Below are 20,995 nucleotides of genomic sequence, written 5' to 3' on the forward strand. Positions count from 1 at the left end.
GGTGAACGGTCTGTAACACCAGCTAAGATCAACGCGAGTTAGTCCTCGTACCTGCGCTGCGCGTGGCGAGGGGGTGCCGGATGCACGGTCGACCTACCTATGGCTCCGCCGCGGTGACCGGGCTGGCGGGCTTCGCCACCGGGTTGCTGGTGGCCGCGCTGCTCGTCGCGGGCCATCCTGCCCCCAAGCCCGCCGATGTCGTCGCCCCGCCGACCAGCACCGTTGCGGCCGTGCCGGTCACCGTGACCGCGTCCGTGCCGCCCGCCACCGTCACGTCCGTCCAGACGTCGCCGCCGAGCACCGCCACCAGCGTCGTCGAGGTCACCGTGACGCCTACCCCGACGTCGGCCGCGCCGACCTCCACGTCGCCCGCTCTTCCGTTGACCAGCGGATGGCGCGACTGACTCGTGCAACCTCCGCGCGGGCGGCTCCGTCTGGACGGGCATGCGAAGGATTCCGTGGATCGCGGCACTCCTGGTCGTCACCGCCGGCTGCGGCCAGGCCGGCTCGGGGACGGAGGTCGCCTGCCCGGCCATCGGCACCCGGGTCGGCATCGGCCTGGCCGTCCCGGAGCCCGCGGGCATCACCCGCGCGACGCTCGAAGCGTGCTGGGGTGACCAGTGCGTCACGCGCCCGGTCGACCTCTTCCCCGAGACGGCCGCCGGCGCTACGACCTGCACGGGAACCGGTCCGGACGGCTCCTGTGGTGTCTCGATGGTCCAGACCGGCGGCCTCCAGGGCTTCGCCGACATCCCGGGTCTGCAGGCGGAGCCGATCCGGGTCACCGTCCGCTTCGACGACGGCAAGCCGCACACCGCGGTCGTCACGCCGGCCTTCAGCGAACCGGGCGGCCCCGCCTGCGGGAAGGCGGGGCCTCAGGCTCAGCTGGTGGCCGGTCCCGACCGGGAGATCAAGCCGCGCTAGCCGACGTCGCGGCGCCGCCAGCCCACCAGGCCGGCGACCAGGGCGACGACCGCGACCGCCGTCAGCCAGACGAGCGGGGTCGCGACGAGTTCCTGGCCGGGAATCTTCGGCGGGTGCTGGAACGGCGAGACGTCCAGCACCGCCTGCGGCAGGTTGACGACCGGGCCGAACAGGCTCAGCAGCAGCGCCAGCGAGCCGACCGCCCAGGCCGCGGCCGAAAAGCCCGGCAGCAGCCCGAAGATCGTCACGGCCAGCGCGACCACGACCCACGCCGCGGGCAGTTGGACGAGCATCCCGGCGAGGGAGTCGCCGACCGAGCCGCCGACGTCGCCGGTGCGCAGTCCGTTGGCCAGGCCCATGAACAGACCGCCCGCCAGCAGCAACACCGCCGTGCCGAAGAACGCGAACACGAGGTGACCCGCCGCCCAGCGCAGCTTGCCGACGCTCGTGGCCAGCACCGGCTCGAGCCGGATCGCGGTCTCCTCGCCGCGCATGCGCAGCACCGCCTGGATCCCGTACAGCGACGCGACCATCGCGAACAACCCGGCCATGGCGGCGAGGAACGCCTGCGTGAGCGCTTCGCTGCCGCCGAGGCGCGCCATGATTTCCTGCGCCTGCGGGCTGGAGCCGACCAAGCCGCCGATGCCGCTGGCGATCGAGCCGAACACCGCACCGACCACGGCCATCCCGATCGTCCAGCCGAGCAGCGGTCCGCGGTGCAGCCGCACGGCGAGCGCGAACGGCGTCCGCAGGCTCGCCGCCGCCCGCGCCGGGCCCGGCCGCGGCGGCAGGATGCCGACGCCGACGTCGCGCCGCGGCAGCAGCCAGTACCCGGCCGCGCCGACGACCAGTGCGAAGGCCACCGGCAGCAGGAGCACCCACCAGCGTTCCCCGGCGAACGCGCGGACCTGCTGCACCCAGCCGATCGGCGACAGCCACGACAGCCAGCGAGCGTCCACAGTGGAGTCCCCGGCGCCGCGCAGCAGGAACGCGGCGCCGACCACGGCGGTGCCGATCCCGTTGGCCGTGCGGGAGTACTCGGCGAGCTGGACGGCGACAGCCGCGACGGCCGTGAACACCAAGCCCGACAACGCTTCCGACGCGCCGAAGGCGAACGAGCCGGCGGCGGGCAGCCCGGCGCCGACCATGCTGCCGTACTGGATCAGCCCGATCAGCACGCTCGCGCCGCCGGCCACCAGGACGGCCGACGTCAGCGCCGCGTACCGGCCGACGACCGCGGACGCGAGCAGCTCCGCGCGGCCCGTGTCCTCCTCGGCGCGGGTGTGCCGGGTGACCGTGAAGACCACCATCAGCCCGGTGAGCAGGGCCAGGAACCCGCACATGCGCCAGGAGATGAACCCGCCGGCGGTGGTCAGGTCGAACGGCGGCCCGTAGAGCAGCGCGTAGGACGGGTTCGTGTTGGCGCCCGCCTGCAGCGCCTGCCGGTCGGCGACGGTCGGGTAGAATTGCGTGAACGTCTTGACCGTGCTGGCCGGGATGATGCTGAGCAGCACGATCCAGATCGGCAGGACGACGCGGTCGCGGCGCAGCGCGAGCCGGGTGAGGTGCCAGGTGCCGGCCAGTTCGTGGGCCGGCGCGACTTCGACGGGTCGCTCGAGCGTCGCGGTCATTTCGCGCTCGCCTCGGTGGTGTAGTGGCGCAGGAACAGCTCTTCCAGCGTCGGCGGCTGGCTGACCAGGCTGCGGACGCCGACCTGGGTCAGCCGGCGCAGGGCTTCGTCGAGCGAGCGCGTTTCGACGTCGAAGCGGACGCGGTTGCCGTCGACCTTGAGGTCGTGGATGTTCTCCAGCTTCGCGAGCCCGTTCGGCGGCCCGGCGAGCTCGGCGGTGATCGACGTCCGGGTCAGGTGGCGCAGCTCGGCCAGGGTGCCGGACTCGACCGTGCGGCCGTTGCGGATGATGCTGACCTTGTCGCACAGCGCCTCGACCTCGGCGAGGATGTGGCTGGAGAGCAGCACGGTCCGGCCCTGCTCGCGCTCTTCCTGGATGGCGTACTGGAACGTCGCCTCCATGAGCGGGTCGAGGCCGGACGTCGGCTCGTCGAGGATCAGCAGGTCGACCCGCGACGCGAGCGCCGCGACGATGGCGACCTTCTGCCGGTTGCCCTTCGAGTACGTCCGCCCCTTCTTCTTCGGGTCGAGGTCGAACCGCTCGACGAGGTCGGCGCGGCGCTTCTCGTCGAGCCCGCCGCGCAGGCGGCCGAGCAGGTCGATCACCTCGCCGCCGGAGAGGTTGGGCCAGAGGTTGACGTCGCCGGGCACGTAGGCCAGGCGGCGGTGCAGGCTCGCGGCGTCCTTCCAGGGATCGCCGCCGAGCAGCCGGACGTCCCCCGAATCCGCGTGGAGCAGGCCGAGCAGGACCCGGACGGTGGTCGACTTCCCGGCACCGTTCGGGCCGAGAAATCCGTGTACTTCCCCAGTAGGTACCTGCAGATCGAGGCCGTCCAAGGCCTTGGTCCGGCCGAACGACTTGTGGAGGCCGGAGATCGCGATGGCGTTTTCCATGCTTCGGAAGCTACACTGGTTTCACAAAGTTGTGAAGTTAAGAAAATGTCTAGATCGAGTGATCACGTTGGGGGCGATACGGGAGGATGGGCCGATGACGACGCCTGACACGAAGCGAGATGAAGACGCCGTCCGCCGGTACGTCGAGAGCCTGGGGCTCGTGCTTTCGCAGATCGGGATGCCGCGCATGTCCGCGCGGGTGTTCTCCGCGCTGATGACCACCGACGACGCCCGGCTCACCGCCGCCGACCTGGCCTCCCAGCTGTCGGTCAGCCCGGCGGCGATCTCCGGCGCCGTCCGCTACCTCGAGCAGATCGGTCTGGTCGCCAAGGAGCGGGAGCCCGGCGAGCGCCGCGACCACTACCGCCTCTTCGACGACCTCTGGTACGCCACCTTCCTCAAGCGCGACCGCATGATCATCATGTGGCGCGACGCGGCCGAGAACGGCATCGAGGCACTCGGCGAGGACTCGCCGTCCGGGAAGCGCCTCGGCGAGATGCGGGACTTCCTGTCCTTCATGATGGAAGAGCTCAACGGCATGTACGAGCGCTGGCACAAGCTCCGCGAGGAGAAGAACGCCTAGAGCCCGGCGAGCAGGGTGTCCGCGAGCCGGCCGGCGAGGTCCGCCGGCTCGCGCTCTTCGAACGTCGCCAGGAACGCCTGCTGGAAGCACGCGCCGAGCAGCAGGGACGCGGCCGCCTCGACGTCGGTGCCTGCCTTGAGCCGGCCCAGTTCCACCTCGGCTCGCAGGTAGTCCTCGACGCCCTTCAGCGGAATGCGCGGTCCGGCGCCACCACCTCGTTCCCGGTGCGAGCGCAGCAGCTCCCGTGAGGAGAACATCGAGATGGCGATCGGGAAGCTGTCGAGGTAGAAGGCCAGGCCGAGCCGCGCGACCCGGACGAGGTTGTCCCGCAGCGGCGCCTGCCCGGGGTCCGCGGTCAGCTCGGCCAGGGTGGCGCCCAGCGCGGGCAGCTCGTCGGAGAGCACGCTGAGGAACAGATCGGTCTTGTCGCGGAAGTGCTCGTAGAGCATCGCTTCCGAGTACCCCGCGGTCCGCGCGATGACCTTGGTCGTCGCGGCGCTGACGACGAGCAGGCGCTTCGCCCCGGCCTCGATCGCGGCTCGGGCGCCGTCGACGCAGACCGTCGTCGGCCCGCGGTCGCGGGAACCGAGCGCCGACACCACGGCGTCGCGCCCCTCGATCGCGGCCGGCAGCTTCAGCCGACGGGCCGCGCACGGGCAAGGTCGCGAGCCGGCTCGACGGGAACGTCCGCACGTTCACCATCCGGCGTGCCGACGTCGCCGCCTTCCTGCTCGACGCCGTGGCGGAGCCCACGCTGATCAGGACGAAGGTTTCGATCGCGCACGGCTAGCTTCGAAGGATGGTGATCCTGGCTCAAGCCTTGTACGTCAAGCGGACGACCCCGCGGCTCCCCGGCGCGTCCGGTCCGACCGAAGGGCTCGTCCCAGGACACGGCGAGCCCTTCCGCCTGGCCGTCCTCGGCGAGTCCACAGTGGACGGCGTCGGCGCACGGGACCACGAGGAAGCTCTCACCGGCTGCCTCGCCCGCGAGCTCGCGCGTGACGGCCGGGCGGTCCGCTGGCAGGCCGTCGGCCGGACCGGCGCCAACGCCCGGACCGTCCGCGCCGAGCTGGTCCCGCTGGTCCGCCCGGCCGACCTGGTCGTGGTCGCCCTCGGCGTCAACGACACCATCGAGCTCCGGACCGCCGCGGCTTACCGCCGTGACCTGCTGGAGCTGGTCGTCGAGCTGCGGCGGCACCTCGGTCCGGTCGACGTCCTGCTGGCCGGCGTGCCGCCGATGTCCCGCTTCCCCGCGCTGCCGCGGCCGCTGCGGGACGTCCTCTCGGCGCGCTCGGCCGCCCTCGACACGGCGGCCGCGGCACTCAAGGCGATCCCCGGCGTCACGCACCTCCCGATGGACCCGCGGCTGCTCGACCCGGCCGCGTTCGCGTCCGATCGCTTCCACCCCGGGCCGGCGGGCTACGCGCGGTGGGCGCAAACGCTTGCGGAAGCACGTTCGGTGATCGCTTAGCAGCACTGCGTCGATCTTCAAAAAAAGTTCGCGATTCCGGTATCTGGCCGCCCCGCCATTGCGTCCTGTGGAGCAGCCAAGCACGAATGGGAACACGGCAGGGGGTGCCGAGTTCGAAATGCGCGGTGGCCGGGAGCCGAGGGGGCTTCCGGACACCGTCGGCCGGGTGCCCTTCGGGGGAGGGGACATCCGGCGGGGCCCGTTGGGGAGCGGGCCCTTGAGGGAGGGGAGTATCGGTCGGCGCGGGTCAGCCCCGCGTCGGCCGGTGCCTCCCCCAGTCGTCATTGACCAGAAGCGCGACCGACGAAGTAAGTGACCTTGATGTATCCGAGATCCACCTGCACGCTCCTTCCCCCCGAAGGACCCGCGATACTGCCGAAGCCGACTCGAAGACTTTTCCGAAGAGGGGCAGATACGGTGACCGACGTGCAAACCACAGAGGTAGACCCGCCTTGGGAGGGCTTGACCGGCGCCGAGCTGCACGCCGCGTGCATGCAGGCCGCCCGGGACGGGGACCGCCGCGCGATGGACCGCCTCGTCGCCGAGCTGACCCCGCTCGTCTGGCACGTCGCCCGGGCCAACGGCCTCGACCGCTCGGTCGCCGAGGACGTCGTCCAGACCGTGTGGCTCGCCCTCTTCAGCCAGCTCGGGAAGCTCAGAGACCCCAAAGCCCTCGCCGCGTGGCTGATCACGACCACCCGGCGCGAGGCCACGCACCCCTTCGGCCGTCGCACGCAGCCCGTGCCGCTGAGCGACGAAGTCGCCGAAGCCATGCCGAGCACCCAGCCGGCACCCGAAGACGAAGCCGTCCGCGCCGACCGCGACCGCCGGGTCTGGCGCGCCTTCGTCCGGCTGCCCCACCGCTGTCAGGACCTGCTCCGGCTGACCGTGCTCGCGGGTCGCGCGGAGTACCAGCTCGTCGCCGAGGCGCTGCGCATGCCCCGCGGCAGCGTCGGCCCGACCAGGGGGCGCTGCCTCGACCAGATGCGCGAACTGCTCGTCAGTGAAGGGGGAAGCCGATGAACGACCTCGGAACGCCGGGCGAGGCCTTTTCCGACGAATTGATCCTGGCCGGCATCGGCCGCTTCCTCGACGAGCTCGACCCGCCGCCGGGCGACCTGGTCCAGCGGGTGCAGTTCGCGCTGGCCCTCGAAGACCTCGACGTCGAGGTCGCCCGCTGGGAGCGGCTGGACAACCTGGCCGGCGTCCGCGGCGGCGGCACCGGCACGATCACCTTCACCGTCAGCGACCTGACCGTGATGATCAACCTGACCAAGATCGGCAAGCTGCACCGCATCGACGGCTGGCTGGTGCCCGCCGGCCAGTACGGCGTCGAGGTGCGGGTCGCCGAGCACGGGACGTCGTCCACGACCGCCGATGAAGGCGGCCGGTTCGTGCTCGACAACGTGCCGCGCGGGACCACGCAGATCCTCGTGCACCTCGGTGACGTGTCGTGCCGCCGGACCGTCGTGACGCCGACGGTCGTGCTTTAACCCAGGAAGTCGGCCAGGGGGACGGGCGTCAGTCCGTCCTTCTTCGCCTGCTCGACGAACGCCGTGTAGTCCTCTTTGAAGGTCTTCCGGAAGTGCATCAGCACGATGTCGCCCGGCTTGAGCTTGTCCCCGGCCTGGAACTGGACGTGCCCGTCGTTGACCGCGGCCGTCCACAGCACCGCGGCGCGCATCCCGCACGCGGCCGCCGCGCGCAGCGTGTTCTGGTCGTAGTTGCCGAACGGCGGCCGGAACAGCGACGGCCGCACGCCGAGCCCGCGCTGGAAGTCGTCCGCGTCGTCGCAGATCTCCTTGCGCTGGAACTCGTACGGCTTGCCCTTGAGGTTCGGGTGGTCGACCGTGTGGTCGCCGAGCGTCGCGCCGGTCGCGTCGAGGATCTGCTTGAAGTAGGCCTCGTGGCCCTTCACGTACTTCTGGTTCAGGAACAGCACCGGGTGGGTGCCGTTCTGCTGCATCAGCTTCAGCGCGTCGGGATCTTTGACCGCGCCGTCGTCCATGGTGAGGAAGACGTACGGCTTGTCGGTGGTGATCCGGCGGACGACCGGGACCTGGCCGTTCGCGATCGCCGGGGCCTTCTGCTGGACCGTGCCGAACGGGTACGGCGCCGACGTCGTCGACCCGGGCCCGCCGCCCGGTGCCGGGTTGGGCTGGCTGGTGCCGAACTCCCGCCGCGCCGGCTCGTTCGCCGAACAGGCCGTCAGTGCCAGTGCGGCCGCGACGACCACCGCTGCGACGCGCTTCATCCCGCGTCCCCCTTCCGCGTAGCGAAGAACTACCCGAACGGGTGACGCGGGGGTGAGGGGTGAAGTTGCGTCGGCTGATCTTGTGTGGCCGGGGCCACCCAGCTCAAAGCCGGGTTTCGGCCGCCTTGACCAGCTTGCCGGAGAAGAGCCGGATCACACGTTCGAGCCCGGCCGCCAGGATCGGGCCGCTGCCCTTGACCGGCTCGGTGAACGATCCGGTCCACCGCAGGTGCGTGCCGCCGCCGTCGGTCGGCGTGAACAGCACCTCGGCGCGGTAGTCCTTGATCGGGTTGGCGCCGAAGAACGTGTAGACGTGCTTGTGGCCGGGCTCGTACTCGAGCGTCTCCTCGCGGATCAGCACCGGCCAGAGGCCGACCTCGCGGACGGCGCCGACGCCGGCCGGGTCATCCGTGCCCTGGCGGCACCAGCGGGCCTGCACGATGAGTGGCTTTCCCCACTTCGCCCAGCTCGGCCCGTCGGCTTCGAGCGCGAACAGCGCCGCCGGCGACGCGCTGCTCGTGCGGTTGACCTCGAAGGAGAACTTGCGGCCCACCGGAACCTCCCACGTTGTTGACAGACTGATAATTAAGCGTTCCGCGCAGCGTAGGTCAAGATGGGGGCGTGAGCACGCCGCGCCCCGACATCGCCGCGCCGCACTGGCTGACCCAGCTCCTGCGCAGCAAGCCGGTCCCGGTGCCGTGGAACATGGTCGCCCGCGCCGTCATCGCGCTGGCCGTGCCGCTCGCGGCCGCGTACGCGGCGGGGGACATCGCCGTCGGCGCGCTGATCTCGACCGGCGCGCTGCCCGCCGTGCTGTCCGAGTCCGCCGGGCCGTACCGCTACCGGGCGCGACGGCTCGGCGGCGCGACGCTGGCGGCGACCGCGGGGTACGTCGTCGGGCTGCTCACCGGCGGCACGCCCGCGCTGTCCGTACCCGCGGTGATCCTGGTCGCGGCGGTGTCCGCGCTGATCAGCGCGGCCGGCAGCAACGCCTCGGTCGCCGGGCTGCAGATGTTCGTGTTCTGCGTCCTCGGCACCGGCCAGCACGCGACCGGCGTGCGCGTCGAGATCCTGCTGGGCTTCTTCTGCCTCGGCGCCGTCTGGAGCCTCTCGGTCGCGCTCGCCAGCTGGACGTTCCGGGCGACCAGCCCCGAACGTTCCGCCGTCGCGCACGTCTACGTCGAGCTGGCCGCGATGCTCTCGGCGACCGACCCAGCCGTCTCGCGCGTCGCCCGCCACCGGCTGACCACGGCCATGAACACCGCGTACGACCAGCTGCTGACCGCGCGCTCGTGGCTGTCCGGCCGCGACGCCGCCTACCGGCACCTGCTCAACCTGCTCTCGGCGACGACCCCCGCGGTCGAGGCGTCGGTGGCGATGGTCAACGCCGGCCGCCGCACGCCCGCCGACGTCATCGACCACTTCGTCGCGTTGTCGGCGACGGTGCTGGCCAGCCAGCCGCTGCCCGAGCCGCCCCCGATGCCGGACGACGACGCCGACCCGGTGCTCGCCGCGTTGTACGCCGGCCTGGTCCGGATCGGCAAGGGCGACGACCGGAAGCGCCGGGAGCCGACGCCCTGGTACCGGCGCCTGCGGGACTGGGTGCGCTCGCTGGCGTCCGGCCCGCTGACGTGGATCGCCGCGCTGCGGCTGACGCTGTGCGTGGCGATCGCCGAGGTCGTCGGCCTGCTCGTGCCGTTCGAGCGGTCCTACTGGATCACCCTGACCGTAGGGATCGTGCTCAAGCCCGACTTCGGCTCGGTGTTCGGCCGCGCGGTGCTGCGCGGGATCGGCACGGTCGTCGGCGTCGGGGTGGGTGCCGTCGTGCTCGGCGTCGGCGGGCACGGCTGGGTGCTGGTCGCGCTCATCGCGATCTTCGCCGGCGGCGTCGCGGTCGGGAAGGTGCGCAACTACGGCATCCTCAGCGCGTTCGTGACGCCGTTGATCATCTTGCAGATGGACCTGGCGAACACCGGCAGCTGGAACGTCGTGGTGGCGCGGCTGGTCGACACCGTGCTGGGCTGCGTGATCGTCCTCGCCTTCGGCTACCTGCTCTGGCCGGGAAGCCGTCGTCCGCAGGTCGGCGGCCGGCTGGCCGACGGGCTGGACGCCGTCGCGAAGTACGTCTCGAGCGCGCTGGTCGAGGCCTCGGAAGGGGACGCACGGCTCGCGCGGTCGCGGGCTCGCCGCGGCGCGTACCGGGCGCTCGCCGACCTGCGGACGGCGTTCCAGCAGGTCGTCGTCGAGCCGTCCGCGAACGGCCGACAGGCGGTGGCGTGGTGGCCGGTCATCGCCGCCCAGGAACGCGTCGCGGACGCCGTCACCGAGGTCGGCGTGACGATCGGACGCGGGGTGGCGCCGCCGGATCCGGGGGACATCGAGCTGATCACCGCCGCGCTGGACGAACTGGCGTCGGCGATCCGCGAGCAGCGCGAGCCGCGGTCGATGCCGCTGCCGGACAGCGCGCAGCTGGCCGGAGTGGTCGACCAGCTGGAGTCGGCGTTCGATGCCGTCCGCGGGCCCGACCTGGTGGAACGCACGCCGTTGCGGCTGGTCCGGCGGTTCCTGCCCTACCACCGGCGCACCTGACGTCCGTGCTGTTCAATTGCGCCATGGGAATCGACTTCGATGCGTTGAAGGGCAAGGCCGAAGAGGCCCTGCGGGAGCACGGCGACAAGATCGAGGGCGGCCTCGACAAGGCGGGTGACTTCGCGAAGTCGAAGTTCGCCGGGCACGACGAGCAGATCGACAGCGGCATCGAGAAGGCGAAGAGCTTCCTCGACAAGTTCGACGACAAGCCGGACACCCCGCCGGCCGCCCAGTAACTACTGGACTTCGCCGGTCGCGATCCCGTCCGCCAGGCCGGTGATCCGGCCGCCGCGTTCGCCGAGCGCGATCAGGCCCTGCCGCGCGTCCGGGGCCGAAAGACTGATCCGGACGCCGGCGCGTTCGACGTCCAGGCTGGCGGCCAGCGCTTGCGCGCCTTCGTACCCCGCGTTGATCGTGGCCGCCAGCCCGCCGGTCGACGCGAGCGAACCGCGCGCGGCGCCGAGCCGGCCGAGGGCTTCGTCGACGATCGGCAGCAGCGCGTCCCGGTTGCCTTCGGTCATGGCGCGCACGAGCTGCGGGTTCGAGCTCGCGACGCGCGTGCCGTCGCGGTAGGACCCGGCGGCCAGCGACATGGCCAGCGGCCCGCCCTCGGCGCCGATCGTGGCGAGGACCGCCGCGAGCAGGTGCGGCAGGTGCGAGATCCGCGCGACGGCTTCGTCGTGCGATTCGGCGGGCAGCGGGACGACGTGCGCCCCGACGTCCAGCACGAACCCCGCGACCTCGGCCCACGCGTCGAGGTCGGTGTCCTCCTCGACGGTGACGACCCAGGCCGCGCCCTGGAACAGCGCGGCGTCCCCGGCCAGCCAGCCCGAGTTCGACGTCCCGGCCATCGGGTGCCCGCCGACGTACCGCGTGTACGGCACGCGGCGGCGGACGGCGTCCAGGACCGGCGCTTTCACGCTGGTCACATCGGTGAGCAGGCAGTGCGACGCGTGCTGGGAGACCAGGCGCAGCAGGTCTTCGACGGCCGGCAGCGGCACGGCCAGCACGACCATCGCTTCCTCGGCGGCGGCCCGGTGCAGCGCGGCTTCGACGTCCGTCGTGACGTCGTAACCCGCTCTGCTGGCCGCGTCGGCGTCCACTTCGGAAACCGCGGCGCCGAACGCCGTGCGGCCGCTGGCGGCCGCCGCGCGCAGCAGCGAACCGCCGATCAGCCCGAGCCCGATCACGCATACGTCTCGCACGAGGTTCATCCTGCCAGTGCCGGACGCTTCCCGGGCTACAGCGCGGCCGCGAGCCGCGTTCCCTGGTCGATCGCCCGTTTCGCGTCGAGTTCGGCGGCGACGTCGGCCCCGCCGATCAGGTGGACCGGGAGCCCCGCGGCACGCAGCTCGTCGGCGAGATCCCGCACGGGTTCCTGACCGGCGCAGACGACGACCGTGTCGACTTCCAGGAGCCGCGGCGCGCCGTCCACGGTGAGGTGCAGGCCGGCGTCGTCGATCCGCTCGTACGTCACGCCGGTGATCTGCTCGACGCGCTTCGCCTTGAGCGCGGCCCGGTGCACCCAGCCCGACGTCTTGCCGAGCCCGGAACCGATCCCGGACTTCTTGCGCTGCAGCAGGTACACCTGCCGCGGCGACGGCTCGGGCTTCGGCTTCCCGAGCCCGCCCGCCGCCTGCTCCGGGTCGGTGACACCCCACTCGGCCATCCACGCGTCGAGGTCGAGCGCGGGTGAATCGGTGTGCGTGAGGAATTCGCTGACGTCGACGCCGATCCCGCCCGCCCCGATCACGGCGACCCGCTCGCCGACCGGCTTCCCGTGCCGCACGACGTCGACGTAGGAGAGCACCTTGGGGTGGTCGATCCCGGGCAGCGACGGTACGCGCGGCGCGACGCCGGTGGCCAGCACGACTTCGTCGAAGCCGGTGAGGTCCTCGGCGGTCACGCGGGTGCCGAGGTGCAGCTTCACACCGGTCACCTCGACGCGCCGCTGGTAGTAGCGGATGGTCTCGGCGAACTCCTCCTTGCCGGGGATCTTCCGCGCGATGCCGAACTGGCCGCCGATCTCGTCGTCGGCTTCGAACAGTTCGACGCTGTGGCCGCGTTCGGCCAGCGCGGTCGCGGTCGACAGGCCGGCGGGCCCGGCGCCGACGACGGCGACGTGCTTCGACCGCCTGGTGGGTGTCAGCGTCAGCGTGGTTTCGTGGCCGGCGCGCGGGTTGACCATGCAGGACACGAGCTTGCGCTTGAAGGCGTGGTCGAGGCAGGCCTGGTTGCACGCGATGCACGTGTTGATCTCGTCCTCGCGGCCGGTTTCGGCCTTGCGGATCCACTCGGGGTCGGCGAGGAACGGCCGGGCCATCGACACGAGATCGGCGTCACCGCTGCTCAGCGCTTCCTCGGCGACTTGCGGCATGTTGATCCGGTTCGAGGTGACCACCGGGATGCCGACGTGCGGCTTGAGCTTCCCGGTCACCCAGGTGAACGCGGCGCGCGGCACCGACGTCACGATCGTCGGCACGCGGGCCTCGTGCCAGCCGATGCCGGTGTTGATGATCGTCGCGCCGGCGGCTTCGACGTCCTTCGCGAGCGCGACGACGTCCTCCCAGCGCTGGCCGCCCGGCACGAGGTCGAGCATCGAAAGCCGGTAGATGATGATGAAGTCGTCGCCGGCCTTTTCCCTGGTGCGCTTGACGATCTCGACGGCGAACCGGCGGCGCTTTTCGGGTGTGCCGCCCCAGGCGTCGGTGCGCTTGTTGGTGCGCTCGGCCAGGAACTGGTTGATCAGGTAGCCCTCGGAGCCCATGATCTCGACGCCGTCGTAGCCCGCTTCGCGCGCGAGAGCGGCGCAGTCGGCGAAGGCGTCGATCTGCTTGCGGACGCCGTAGCCGGTCAGCGCGCGCGGCCGGAACGGGTTGATCGGCGCCTTGATGCTCGACGCGGACACGCTCAGCGGGTGGTAGGCGTACCGGCCCGCGTGCAGGACCTGCAGCGCGATCTTGCCGCCGGCTTCGTGGACGGGCGCGTTGAGCTGCCGGTGTTCCTTGGCCTCGGCGGACGTCGTCAGCTTGGAGGCGAGCGGCAGCAGCCAGCCGGTCTTGTTCGGCGCGAAGCCGCCGGTGACGATCAGCCCGACGCCGCCGCGGGCACGTTCGGCGTAGTACTCGGCGAGCTCGGGGAAGTGCGCGGCCTTGTCTTCGAGGCCGGTATGCATCGAGCCCATGAGGACGCGGTTGCGCAGCGTCGTGAAGCCGAGGTCGAGCGGCGACAGCAAATTCGGGTACGGGGTCATCAGGCGTCCTTCTCGTGGTGGAGGGCGGTAAAGACTTCGTCGAACCACTCGACCTGGCCTTCCTCGACGCGGATGCCGCCGCGCAGGACCAGGTACTGGTGCAGGTGCCAGCCTTGGAGGGCCGAGGGCGAGGGGAAGTCGCGCTTCTCGATCTGGCGGTAGACGTCGAGGCGTTCGGCGTGGGCCGAGCGGTGCCGGACGATCTCTTCGGCCACCTTCGACGGGTCTCCGAAGCTCGCGCCGCGGATCTTCACGGCCAGTTCGACCGGCCCGGCGCCTGGGTCGGGCTCGGCGAGCCAGCGGACCAGTTCGGTGCGCCCGCCGTCGCTTACCGTGTAGACCTTCTTGTCCGGCCGGCCCGACTGCGCGACGACGTCGACGGCGACCCAACCGGCCTCTTCCATCCGCTTCAGCACGCGGTAGATCTGCTGGTGGGTGGCGCTCCAGAACAATCCGATCGACTTCTCGAACCGGCGCGTGAGCTCGTAGCCCGAGCCGGCGCGCTCGGACAGCGAGACGAGGATCGCGTGCTCCAGTGCCATGTGCATCAGGATGCATATGCAACTAGGTGCAGTGCAACGAGGCACGCATCACTTCACCCCCCTGGGTGGGATACAGCGTTGTTCACAAAACGGGTCGACGAATCGATCGAAAAGACCAGGATGGGAGGAGTGCACCCGGTACTCGAACTGATCTCCGAACGGATGGCGGCGGGCAGTGTCCCGGGAGAGCGCACCGACGGCAGGCGCCTCGCGCTCGCCATCGAAGGCGGCAGCAGCCGCGGCACGTACTCGAGCGGCATGGCCCTGGCACTCGACGAACTCGGCGTCGTCCCGGCGTTCGACGCGGTCTACGGCTCCTCGGCCGGCGCGCTCAACGGTGCCTGGCTGCTCAGCGGGTGCTCGTCGACCGGCGTGCGGACCTGGTGGAACCCGGTCGTCATGCGCCGGATCATCAACCCGCTGCACACCCTGCGCGGCCGCGCGGTGATCGACCTCGAATACCTCGTCCACCAGGTCTATTCGGTGCTGGAGCCGATGGACTTCACGGCGATCCTGGCCAACCCGGTGACGTTCCATCCGCTGGCCACCGACGCCGACACGGGGGAGTCGACCGACCTGCACCCCTTTCTCGACGACGTCGACGCGGTCAAGGTCGCGCTGGCGGCGACGTCCTGCATGCCAGTGCTGGCCGGCCCGCCGATCCCGATGGCCGGCCGCCGGTTCGTCGACGCGGGGGTCGCGGAGCCGATCCCGTACCGCACGGCGCTGGCCCAGGACGCGACCGACGTCCTCGTGCTGCGCACCCGCCGCGCGGACGAGCTGCCGCTGCCGCCGCCGAGGGCGTACGACGTCGTGGTCCCGCGGTTCCTGCGCAGGCAGGCCCCGGGCGCGATTCCCGCGTGGCGTGACACCTTCCGCCGCGACGTCGAGGACGAGGAGATCCTGGCGTCCGACCCGCGGATCCTGAGCATCCGCCCGCCCGCCGGCTCGCCGGACGTGGCGGTGCTGGAGCGCGACCCCGAGGTGCTGCGCAAGGCCGTGGAGCTCGGCAAGGACGCGGTCCTCGACGTGCTGGAAGGGTTACGCGAAGCTTCTTAGCCGAGCGAGACGGCGAACCGGGCTCGCGATGCCGCGGATCACGCCGGGGCCAGCGCCTCCCGGTAGGCGTTCACCGACTCGGTCAGGCGGTCCAGCTCGGCACGCATCCGGGCGACCCCGGCTTCGTCCAGGCTCATCGCCGCGCCGATCACGTCGGGAATGCCCTGCGCCTTTTCGCGCAACGCCTGCCCGGTCTCGCTCAGGCTGACGCGGACCGACCGCTCGTCGTCGGCCTGCCGGTTCCGAACCACCAAGCCTGCGGTCTGCAGTCGTTTGAGCAGCGGCGAAAGCGTGCCCGAATCGAGGTTCAGCTCGGCGCCGAGCTCCTTCACCAGCCGATGGTCCTGCTCCCAGAGCGCCAGCATGACCAGGTACTGGGGGTAGGTCAGGTCGAGGTCTTCCAGGACGACCCGGTACAGCGACGTCACCGCGCGCGACGCCGAGTACAGCCCGAAGCAGAGCTGGTCGTCCAGCCGCAGCGATGCCATGGCGCCTCCTCTCTCGTAACTCTCCATGGTCCCCGACATCGCGCTGCGCGGCAACTTAAGTGCCTCGCATCTCATTGGACTCAAATTAGTTGTGCACAACTCAGTTGAGAGCTACTTTGGTGAAACCAGCTCGAACCGAGGAGGACGACATGACCGCCAACCCGCACAACCTCGCCCTGGAACCGGCCGCACAGGCGTTCGCCGAGGCCACCGACCAGCCGCCGTACCTGTTCCAGCTGCCGCCGGAGGAAGGGCGCAAGGCCGTCGACGGCGTCCAGGACGGCGAGGTCGCCATGGCCGACGCTTCGGTCGAGCTGCTGAACGTCCCGGGCGGGCCGACCGGCGAGGTCGAGACCCGGATCGTGCGCCCGGCCGGTGTCGAGGGCCCGCTGCCGGTGATCGTCTACATCCACGGCGCCGGCTGGGTCTTCGGCGACTTCCACACCCACCAGCGACTGGTGCGCGAACTGGCCGCCGGCGTCGGCGCGGCCGTCGTGTTCCCCGAGTACGACCGCTCGCCGGAGGCGCGTTACCCGGTCGCCATCGAGCAGAGCTACGCCGTGGCGAAGTGGGTCGCCGAGCACGGCGCCGAGAAGGGCCTGGACACCTCGCGCATCGCGATCGCGGGCGACTCCGTCGGCGGGAACATGACGGCGGCGCTGACCCTGCTCGCGAAGCAGCGCGGCGACGTCACCTTCCGCCAGCAGGTGCTCTTCTACCCGGTGACCGACGCGAACTTCGACACCGAGTCGTACACGAAGTTCGCCGAGGGCTACTTCCTCGGCCGCGAGGGCATGAAGTGGTTCTGGGACCAGTACACGACGGACCCCGCGCAGCGAGCGGAGATCACCGCGTCCCCGCTGCGCGCGTCCCTCGACGAGCTGGCCGGGCTGCCGCCGGCGCTGGTGATCACCGGCGAGGCGGACGTGCTCCGCGACGAAGGTGAGGCGTACGCGGCGAAGCTGCGTCAGGCCGGCGTGCCCGTCACGGCCGTGCGCTACCAGGGGATCATCCACGACTTCGTGATGGTCAACGCGCTCCGCGAGACCCACGCCGCCGAGGCCGCGATCACCCAGGCCATCACCGTGCTGACGCGGGCTTTGGCGGAATAACTGAGAAAACGCTGAGTCCGCACCACGTTGCGGCTCTATGACGCAACTCACAGGGCCGCAACGTGCATGCCTGCTCAAACGTGATATATACGCGACTCCCGATCGATCCGGGCGCGCATTTCTGCCCGCCCGGAAGGACCGAACATGCACGTGAGCAGCATCCGGCTGGATTCGCCGGTCAACATGATCGTGGTGGTCGTGCTGACGGTGCTCGCGATCATCGCGGTCCCGTTCTTCTGGGACCGCTGGAAGCGCAAGCGGCTGTGGCGCAGCGCCACGGTGCTGCTCGCGGTCGTGTTCCTGGTGGTCACGACCGGCATGGCGGGCAACATGATCGGCGGGTTCTTCCCGACGGTCGGCTCGCTGCTCGGCACGGGCGTGTACGCCGGCCAGGGCACCGACGCGGAGGCGGCGCCGAACGGCGAGGACCTCGAGAAGCTGCGCGACACGGGGGTGGCGCACGCGCGCGAGGGCAAGGGGACGGTCGTCCACATGAAGGTGACGGGCCGGCGCACCAAGCTGACCCGTGACGTCACGGTCTACCTGCCCCCGCAGTACTTCGACGCGGCGTACAAGGAACTGCGGTTCCCGGCGATCGAGTGGATCCCGAACTACCCGTCCGGCCCCGAGGTGTTCGCCATCTACGGCATGCCGCAGCAGCTCGACACGGCGATCGCGAAGCGCGCCCTGCCGCCGACCGTGGTGATCGTCCCCGACCCGACGGGCGTCCCGAAGGTCGGCCACGACACCGAATGCGTCGACGAGGTCAACGGAACGGCGAACGACACGTACCTGACGGCCGACCTGCGCGATTGGGCCCAGCAGAAGCTCGGCATCTCGCCGAACCGCCGGGCGTGGACGATGGCGGGCTGGTCGTCCGGCGGCTACTGCGCGATGAACCTGGTGACGCGCCACCCCCAGTGGTACGGCCAGGCGGTCAGCGTGAGCGGCTACGACAAGGCCCAGATCGACGCGGAGACGGAAGACCTGTTCCACGGCCGCCAGGACATCAACGACGCGAACAACGTCCGCGTGAACGTGCGGCTGCACCCGTCGCCGGTCGACATCCTGGCGGTCTCGGGGGAGAAGGAAAGCTACGAGAGCTTCGCGATCGACCAGATCCGCGCGGCGGCGCGGCCCCCGCTGCAGTTCTCGTCGTGGCGGATCCCGGACGCGGGACACAACATGAACACGTTCAAGTCGCAGATCCCGGACCTGCTGTCGTGGATCGGGGCCCACTCACTGGCCCCGGCTCCCGCCGGACGACAGGTCGAGACCAGTGGTGGGGTGCTGCCGTGGCCGCTGCCGCGGTCCGGAGCGCACGGCGCGTTGGCGGACACGGATCAGTAGGCACGGCGCGGTAAACGGTCGCGCGCCGCTCTTGCCCGGGCCGTTCCGCCGCGCTCAGCCCAGCAAGGCCGCGACCACCGCCGTCACCCGCTTCGAGGCGGTCGCGTAGTCGACCGAAGCCGGGTGCTCGCTCAGCACCGCCACGACGTACCGGCCGTCTTCGCCGACCAGGCCCGAGGTGTGCAGCATCCGCGTCGGCCGGCAGCAGGACCAGCCCTGCTTCACCGCCCACGGCCGGTCGCCGGCGGCGTCCGGGATGCCGAAGTACTGGCGGAAACCGTCCGAACCCCGTTCGGTCGCGGCCCGCAGCGCGGCGAGGATCGCGCCGGGCGCGTGCGCCACCACGTACTGGTAGATCCGCACGACGTCCTTCGCCGTGATCCGCGTGTCACCCCAGCGTCCCGGGTCCGCGGGCGGCCGGGTGCCGGTCAAGCCGATCTTCTTGGCCCAGCCCGTCACGATCGCCGGCCCGCCGTAAGTCGACCAGAACTGGCTCGCGAGGTCGTCGTCGCTGCGGGACAACATCTTCTGCACTTGCTGGGTGGGGCCGCCCCGCTCGAGCACGGCCAAGGCGATCAGCAGCTTCACGAGCGACGCCGAGGTGTACGCGCGATCCGCGTGCACCGACACGGTCGTCTTCCCGGCCTGCCGGTCGAACACGACGACGCTGACATCGCCCCCAGCCACCAGCCGGTCCAGCTCGGCGGCGTCCGCCTTGACTTCCCCCTGGGACTCGGGCTTCGCCGACGGTTTGGAGGACGGGGACGGCGTCGGCGTCGAGCTGAGGCTGGGCGTATCGGGTGATTCAGACATCGTTGTCACCGCTTCTGTGACAGCGATCTCCCGTGGTGCCTCAGCCACCCCGTGACCGATCGTGACGGCCACCGCGCCGATCGCCCCCACGCACAGTCCCACCAGGAAGATGCCGCTCAGCTTGCGCATGATCCGGATTGCCTGGAGCGAGGCCTGGCGTTCCCCGGATCGGGTGACTTTGTGGGATAGCTCTCGGATCGGCCCGGATCCGGGAACGCGCCGCCGGCCTGCGGGCAAGCACTGTCGTTTCGCGCCCTGTGTTCGCGGGGTACCTGTGTGCGGTGACGGTCGTCACCACACGCTGGGAAGGACTGGAGTCATGACTCACGCGAAAGGCGCACGCATCCGGGTTCGGGGCCTGCAGCCGGCGCAGGTGCTGGCCGGACTGGCCGGGATCGCGTTCCTCATCGTCGGCATCATCGGATTCGCCCGGACCGGCGTGGGGAACTTCGCCGGCCACCACGACGCCGGGTTGTGGCGGTTCTCGGGCAACCCGCTCATGAGCTTGGTCCGCGTCGTGACCGGCGTCGTCGGCCTGCTGCTGGCCTTCGGCTCGGGCCGCGCCCGCACGTTCGGCTGGCTGCTCTTCATCTTCTACGGCGCCCTCTTCGTGTGGGGCCTGATGATCGACGGTCTCATTTCGTCCAACCCGTTCGCCAACGCCGGCAACCCGCTGGACATGGGCCGCGCCGACACCTGGCTGCACCTCGGCGTCGCCGCGCTCGGTCTGCTGATCGCCGTGCTGCCCGCCCGCCGCACCATCCACGTCCCCGAGGACGAGGTGGCCGACGAGCCGACCGTCGTCGAGCAGCGCACCGACCGCGTCACGGACACCGACCGCACGGACACCATCCCGGCCGAGGAGCCGCGTCGCCGCTCGTTCCTGCGTCGCCACCACGACGAGCGAGGCCCGGAGGCCGCTCGTGAAGAGCGTCCGCCGGGCCTCGCCCACTAAGAAGATCTGGGTGGCTCAGTAGGTGGTGCCACCCGCGCCGGAGTTGCTGCTCCCAGCGCCACTGTCAGCCGGAGCCTGGTTGGCGGTGGAGCTGGGGGTGGTGCCGACCTTGCAGCCGTTGGGCTCGATGACGAACCAGGTGCCGTTGACGCCCATGCCGTTCGCGTCGCCCGGCTTCAGGTCCTTCGAGAAGGTGTAGACGGGCCAGCCGCCGATGGTGACCTGCTCGGTGCCGTCGGAACGCTTGATGCTGCCGAGGAGCTTCGAGTCGATGCCCTGCAGCTCGACCTTGCCGTTGGAGAGAACCGGCGGCCAGGTCTTGGCGCAGTCGCCGTTGCAGGCGGAAGTCTTGGCCTTCTTGGTGTCCTTCTGGAACAGGTAGAGGGTCATGCCGTTCTGGTCGACGATCGCCTCGCCGAGGCCGTCGATGTTGCTGGCGCTCAGCTTGACGACGCCGGCCTCACTCGCGGCCTGCCCGGCCTTGCCACCCTTGGCGTTGGAGGCGTACCAGGCGCCACCGACGCCCTGGCCGGTCGCGTCGCCGGCCTTGGTGTCCTTGGCGTAGCGGTAGAGCGCCCACCCGCCGACGGTGATCTGCTCGGTGCCGTCGGAGCGCGTCACCTTCCCGACGAGGTTCTTGTCGACCCCTTGAACCTGCACGTCCCCGGTGGCCAGCATCGGCGGCCAGGCCTTGGCGCAGTCACCGTCGCAATTGGACTTCGGCGGCTTGGCCGTGTCCTTGTCGAACCGGTAGAGGGTCATGCCGTTCTGGTCGGTGAGCACCTGCCCGACACTGGCGACGTCCGCGACGACCAGTTTCGACTCGTTCGACGCGGGGGCGGCGTTGCCGACCTGCCCGTTGGCGATCTGGCCGCCACCCGTGCCACCCGCCGCCGCAGGGGCGATGACCGGCTGAGCAGTTTCGGCACCCGAGCAAGCGGTGAGCACTGCCAGCCCGGCTGCCGCAGCGGCGACGGAGACGGCGATGCGCGTGCGAAGCATGGAAGTTCTCCTTGTGTCCGTTGGGATTCCCGCCGCTCGGTGCGGCTGCCTGATACCCACTACACGGACACCCGCC

23 protein-coding genes are annotated in these 20,995 nt (G+C 70.9%); 12 read left to right on the forward strand and 11 right to left on the reverse strand.

The window, feature by feature from the left end; translation table 11 throughout:
* Positions 1-80: 80 nt before the first annotated feature.
* Positions 81-404, forward strand: coding sequence for a hypothetical protein (locus AB0M59_RS32040; protein ID WP_364622664.1), 324 nt, complete (start codon positions 81-83; stop codon positions 402-404).
* Positions 405-444: 40 nt separating this feature from the next.
* On the forward strand, positions 445-924 hold the full coding sequence (locus AB0M59_RS32045) for a hypothetical protein (RefSeq protein ID WP_364622665.1): 480 nt from the start codon (positions 445-447) through the stop codon (positions 922-924).
* Here AB0M59_RS32045 and AB0M59_RS32050 read toward each other — a convergent pair.
* Complete coding sequence (locus AB0M59_RS32050; RefSeq protein WP_364622668.1) at positions 921-2,555, reverse strand: ABC transporter permease; 1,635 nt, start codon at positions 2,553-2,555, stop codon at positions 921-923. The two genes, AB0M59_RS32045 and AB0M59_RS32050, sit on opposite strands and share 4 nt — an antisense overlap.
* On the reverse strand, positions 2,552-3,448 hold the full coding sequence (locus AB0M59_RS32055) for an ABC transporter ATP-binding protein (RefSeq protein ID WP_364622670.1): 897 nt from the start codon (positions 3,446-3,448) through the stop codon (positions 2,552-2,554). Before AB0M59_RS32055 ends, AB0M59_RS32050 begins: the two co-directional genes overlap by 4 nt.
* A 94-nt stretch (positions 3,449-3,542) precedes the next feature.
* Here AB0M59_RS32055 and AB0M59_RS32060 point away from each other — a divergent pair, with 94 nt between their 5' ends.
* Positions 3,543-4,031, forward strand: a complete 489-nt coding sequence (locus tag AB0M59_RS32060; RefSeq protein WP_364622673.1) for a MarR family transcriptional regulator — start codon at positions 3,543-3,545, stop codon at positions 4,029-4,031.
* Here AB0M59_RS32060 and AB0M59_RS32065 read toward each other — a convergent pair.
* On the reverse strand, positions 4,028-4,669 hold the full coding sequence (locus tag AB0M59_RS32065) for a TetR family transcriptional regulator (protein WP_364622903.1): 642 nt from the start codon (positions 4,667-4,669) through the stop codon (positions 4,028-4,030). The two genes, AB0M59_RS32060 and AB0M59_RS32065, sit on opposite strands and share 4 nt — an antisense overlap.
* Positions 4,670-4,830: 161 nt before the next feature.
* Between AB0M59_RS32065 and AB0M59_RS32070 the strand changes: the two genes are divergently transcribed.
* The 3 genes from AB0M59_RS32070 to AB0M59_RS32080 all read left to right on the forward strand — a co-directional run bounded on the left by AB0M59_RS32070 (position 4,831) and on the right by AB0M59_RS32080 (position 6,995).
* Positions 4,831-5,502, forward strand: coding sequence for an SGNH/GDSL hydrolase family protein (locus AB0M59_RS32070; RefSeq protein ID WP_364622676.1), 672 nt, complete (start codon positions 4,831-4,833; stop codon positions 5,500-5,502).
* 417 nt (positions 5,503-5,919) lie between these two features.
* On the forward strand, positions 5,920-6,525 hold the full coding sequence (locus AB0M59_RS32075; RefSeq protein WP_364622679.1) for a sigma-70 family RNA polymerase sigma factor: 606 nt from the start codon (positions 5,920-5,922) through the stop codon (positions 6,523-6,525).
* A complete protein-coding gene (locus tag AB0M59_RS32080; protein WP_364622681.1) occupies positions 6,522-6,995 on the forward strand; it encodes a carboxypeptidase regulatory-like domain-containing protein in 474 nt (157 codons plus the stop codon). The genes AB0M59_RS32075 and AB0M59_RS32080 overlap by 4 nt, the downstream gene beginning before the upstream one ends.
* On the opposite strand, the gene AB0M59_RS32085 is transcribed toward AB0M59_RS32080, so the two are convergent.
* Complete coding sequence (locus tag AB0M59_RS32085; RefSeq protein WP_364622684.1) at positions 6,992-7,756, reverse strand: polysaccharide deacetylase family protein; 765 nt, start codon at positions 7,754-7,756, stop codon at positions 6,992-6,994. The genes AB0M59_RS32080 and AB0M59_RS32085 overlap by 4 nt on opposite strands.
* Before the next feature lie 103 nt (positions 7,757-7,859).
* On the reverse strand, positions 7,860-8,309 hold the full coding sequence (locus AB0M59_RS32090) for an SRPBCC family protein (protein ID WP_364622687.1): 450 nt from the start codon (positions 8,307-8,309) through the stop codon (positions 7,860-7,862).
* Positions 8,310-8,377: 68 nt separating this feature from the next.
* Between AB0M59_RS32090 and AB0M59_RS32095 the strand changes: the two genes are divergently transcribed.
* Together AB0M59_RS32095 and AB0M59_RS32100 are read left to right on the forward strand one after the other, a co-directional pair.
* A complete protein-coding gene (locus AB0M59_RS32095) occupies positions 8,378-10,345 on the forward strand; it encodes an FUSC family protein (RefSeq protein ID WP_364622690.1) in 1,968 nt (655 codons plus the stop codon).
* Positions 10,346-10,368: 23 nt separating this feature from the next.
* Positions 10,369-10,581 (forward strand): antitoxin, encoded by a 213-nt coding sequence (locus AB0M59_RS32100; RefSeq protein ID WP_364622693.1) that lies wholly within the window; start codon positions 10,369-10,371, stop codon positions 10,579-10,581.
* Here AB0M59_RS32100 and AB0M59_RS32105 read toward each other — a convergent pair whose 3' ends face one another.
* Genes AB0M59_RS32105 through AB0M59_RS32115 form a run of 3 tightly spaced genes read right to left on the reverse strand, consistent with a single transcriptional unit; the run spans position 10,582 to position 14,140 of the window.
* Entirely contained in the window at positions 10,582-11,559 is a 978-nt protein-coding gene (locus AB0M59_RS32105; RefSeq protein WP_364622695.1) for a prephenate dehydrogenase, read from the reverse strand.
* Positions 11,560-11,585: 26 nt separating this feature from the next.
* Positions 11,586-13,598, reverse strand: a complete 2,013-nt coding sequence (locus AB0M59_RS32110) for an NADPH-dependent 2,4-dienoyl-CoA reductase (protein ID WP_364622698.1) — start codon at positions 13,596-13,598, stop codon at positions 11,586-11,588.
* Entirely contained in the window at positions 13,598-14,140 is a 543-nt protein-coding gene (locus AB0M59_RS32115; protein WP_364622701.1) for a PadR family transcriptional regulator, read from the reverse strand. The genes AB0M59_RS32110 and AB0M59_RS32115 overlap by 1 nt, the downstream gene beginning before the upstream one ends.
* A 120-nt stretch (positions 14,141-14,260) precedes the next feature.
* On the opposite strand from AB0M59_RS32115, the gene AB0M59_RS32120 reads away from it, so the two are divergent.
* Positions 14,261-15,199 carry a patatin family protein gene (locus AB0M59_RS32120; protein ID WP_364622703.1) on the forward strand — a complete coding sequence of 313 codons (939 nt, stop codon included), beginning with the start codon at positions 14,261-14,263 and terminating at the stop codon, positions 15,197-15,199.
* A gap of 38 nt (positions 15,200-15,237) precedes the next feature.
* Here the strand turns inward: AB0M59_RS32120 and AB0M59_RS32125 are convergent, their stop codons facing one another.
* A complete protein-coding gene (locus AB0M59_RS32125; protein WP_364622706.1) occupies positions 15,238-15,687 on the reverse strand; it encodes a MarR family transcriptional regulator in 450 nt (149 codons plus the stop codon).
* A gap of 149 nt (positions 15,688-15,836) precedes the next feature.
* Here AB0M59_RS32125 and AB0M59_RS32130 point away from each other — a divergent pair, with 149 nt between their 5' ends.
* Both AB0M59_RS32130 and AB0M59_RS32135 read left to right on the forward strand, forming a co-directional pair.
* Complete coding sequence (locus tag AB0M59_RS32130) at positions 15,837-16,799, forward strand: alpha/beta hydrolase (RefSeq protein WP_364622709.1); 963 nt, start codon at positions 15,837-15,839, stop codon at positions 16,797-16,799.
* 144 nt (positions 16,800-16,943) lie between these two features.
* On the forward strand, positions 16,944-18,149 hold the full coding sequence (locus AB0M59_RS32135) for an alpha/beta hydrolase-fold protein (RefSeq protein WP_364622712.1): 1,206 nt from the start codon (positions 16,944-16,946) through the stop codon (positions 18,147-18,149).
* A gap of 54 nt (positions 18,150-18,203) precedes the next feature.
* Here AB0M59_RS32135 and AB0M59_RS32140 read toward each other — a convergent pair whose 3' ends face one another.
* Positions 18,204-19,091 carry a hypothetical protein gene (locus AB0M59_RS32140; RefSeq protein WP_364622715.1) on the reverse strand — a complete coding sequence of 296 codons (888 nt, stop codon included), beginning with the start codon at positions 19,089-19,091 and terminating at the stop codon, positions 18,204-18,206.
* Positions 19,092-19,281: 190 nt separating this feature from the next.
* On the opposite strand from AB0M59_RS32140, the gene AB0M59_RS32145 reads away from it, so the two are divergent.
* Complete coding sequence (locus AB0M59_RS32145; protein WP_364622718.1) at positions 19,282-19,917, forward strand: DUF4383 domain-containing protein; 636 nt, start codon at positions 19,282-19,284, stop codon at positions 19,915-19,917.
* 15 nt (positions 19,918-19,932) lie between these two features.
* On the opposite strand, the gene AB0M59_RS32150 is transcribed toward AB0M59_RS32145, so the two are convergent.
* Positions 19,933-20,919 carry an SCO0930 family lipoprotein gene (locus AB0M59_RS32150; protein WP_364622720.1) on the reverse strand — a complete coding sequence of 329 codons (987 nt, stop codon included), beginning with the start codon at positions 20,917-20,919 and terminating at the stop codon, positions 19,933-19,935.
* Positions 20,920-20,995: the final 76 nt, after the last annotated feature.

The organism is Amycolatopsis sp. NPDC051371 (assembly GCF_040682155.1).
In the GTDB taxonomy this organism is placed as follows: Bacteria; Actinomycetota; Actinomycetes; order Mycobacteriales; family Pseudonocardiaceae; genus Amycolatopsis.

What these genes read in the sequence shown, in the direction of transcription:
- AB0M59_RS32040 (WP_364622664.1), top strand. Translation starts at nt 81, where the DNA reads ATGCACGGTCGACCTACCTATGGCTCCGCCGCGGTGACCGGGCTGGCG.
- AB0M59_RS32045 (WP_364622665.1), top strand. Translation starts at nt 445, where the DNA reads ATGCGAAGGATTCCGTGGATCGCGGCACTCCTGGTCGTCACCGCCGGC.
- AB0M59_RS32050 (WP_364622668.1), bottom strand. Translation starts at nt 2,555, where the DNA reads ATGACCGCGACGCTCGAGCGACCCGTCGAAGTCGCGCCGGCCCACGAA.
- AB0M59_RS32055 (WP_364622670.1), bottom strand. Translation starts at nt 3,448, where the DNA reads ATGGAAAACGCCATCGCGATCTCCGGCCTCCACAAGTCGTTCGGCCGG.
- AB0M59_RS32060 (WP_364622673.1), top strand. Translation starts at nt 3,543, where the DNA reads ATGACGACGCCTGACACGAAGCGAGATGAAGACGCCGTCCGCCGGTAC.
- AB0M59_RS32070 (WP_364622676.1), top strand. Translation starts at nt 4,831, where the DNA reads ATGGTGATCCTGGCTCAAGCCTTGTACGTCAAGCGGACGACCCCGCGG.
- AB0M59_RS32080 (WP_364622681.1), top strand. Translation starts at nt 6,522, where the DNA reads ATGAACGACCTCGGAACGCCGGGCGAGGCCTTTTCCGACGAATTGATC.
- AB0M59_RS32085 (WP_364622684.1), bottom strand. Translation starts at nt 7,756, where the DNA reads ATGAAGCGCGTCGCAGCGGTGGTCGTCGCGGCCGCACTGGCACTGACG.
- AB0M59_RS32100 (WP_364622693.1), top strand. Translation starts at nt 10,369, where the DNA reads ATGGGAATCGACTTCGATGCGTTGAAGGGCAAGGCCGAAGAGGCCCTG.
- AB0M59_RS32105 (WP_364622695.1), bottom strand. Translation starts at nt 11,559, where the DNA reads ATGAACCTCGTGCGAGACGTATGCGTGATCGGGCTCGGGCTGATCGGC.
- AB0M59_RS32110 (WP_364622698.1), bottom strand. Translation starts at nt 13,598, where the DNA reads ATGACCCCGTACCCGAATTTGCTGTCGCCGCTCGACCTCGGCTTCACG.
- AB0M59_RS32115 (WP_364622701.1), bottom strand. Translation starts at nt 14,140, where the DNA reads ATGGCACTGGAGCACGCGATCCTCGTCTCGCTGTCCGAGCGCGCCGGC.
- AB0M59_RS32120 (WP_364622703.1), top strand. Translation starts at nt 14,261, where the DNA reads ATGGGAGGAGTGCACCCGGTACTCGAACTGATCTCCGAACGGATGGCG.
- AB0M59_RS32125 (WP_364622706.1), bottom strand. Translation starts at nt 15,687, where the DNA reads ATGGCATCGCTGCGGCTGGACGACCAGCTCTGCTTCGGGCTGTACTCG.
- AB0M59_RS32130 (WP_364622709.1), top strand. Translation starts at nt 15,837, where the DNA reads ATGACCGCCAACCCGCACAACCTCGCCCTGGAACCGGCCGCACAGGCG.
- AB0M59_RS32135 (WP_364622712.1), top strand. Translation starts at nt 16,944, where the DNA reads ATGCACGTGAGCAGCATCCGGCTGGATTCGCCGGTCAACATGATCGTG.
- AB0M59_RS32140 (WP_364622715.1), bottom strand. Translation starts at nt 19,091, where the DNA reads ATGCGCAAGCTGAGCGGCATCTTCCTGGTGGGACTGTGCGTGGGGGCG.
- AB0M59_RS32145 (WP_364622718.1), top strand. Translation starts at nt 19,282, where the DNA reads ATGACTCACGCGAAAGGCGCACGCATCCGGGTTCGGGGCCTGCAGCCG.
- AB0M59_RS32150 (WP_364622720.1), bottom strand. Translation starts at nt 20,919, where the DNA reads ATGCTTCGCACGCGCATCGCCGTCTCCGTCGCCGCTGCGGCAGCCGGG.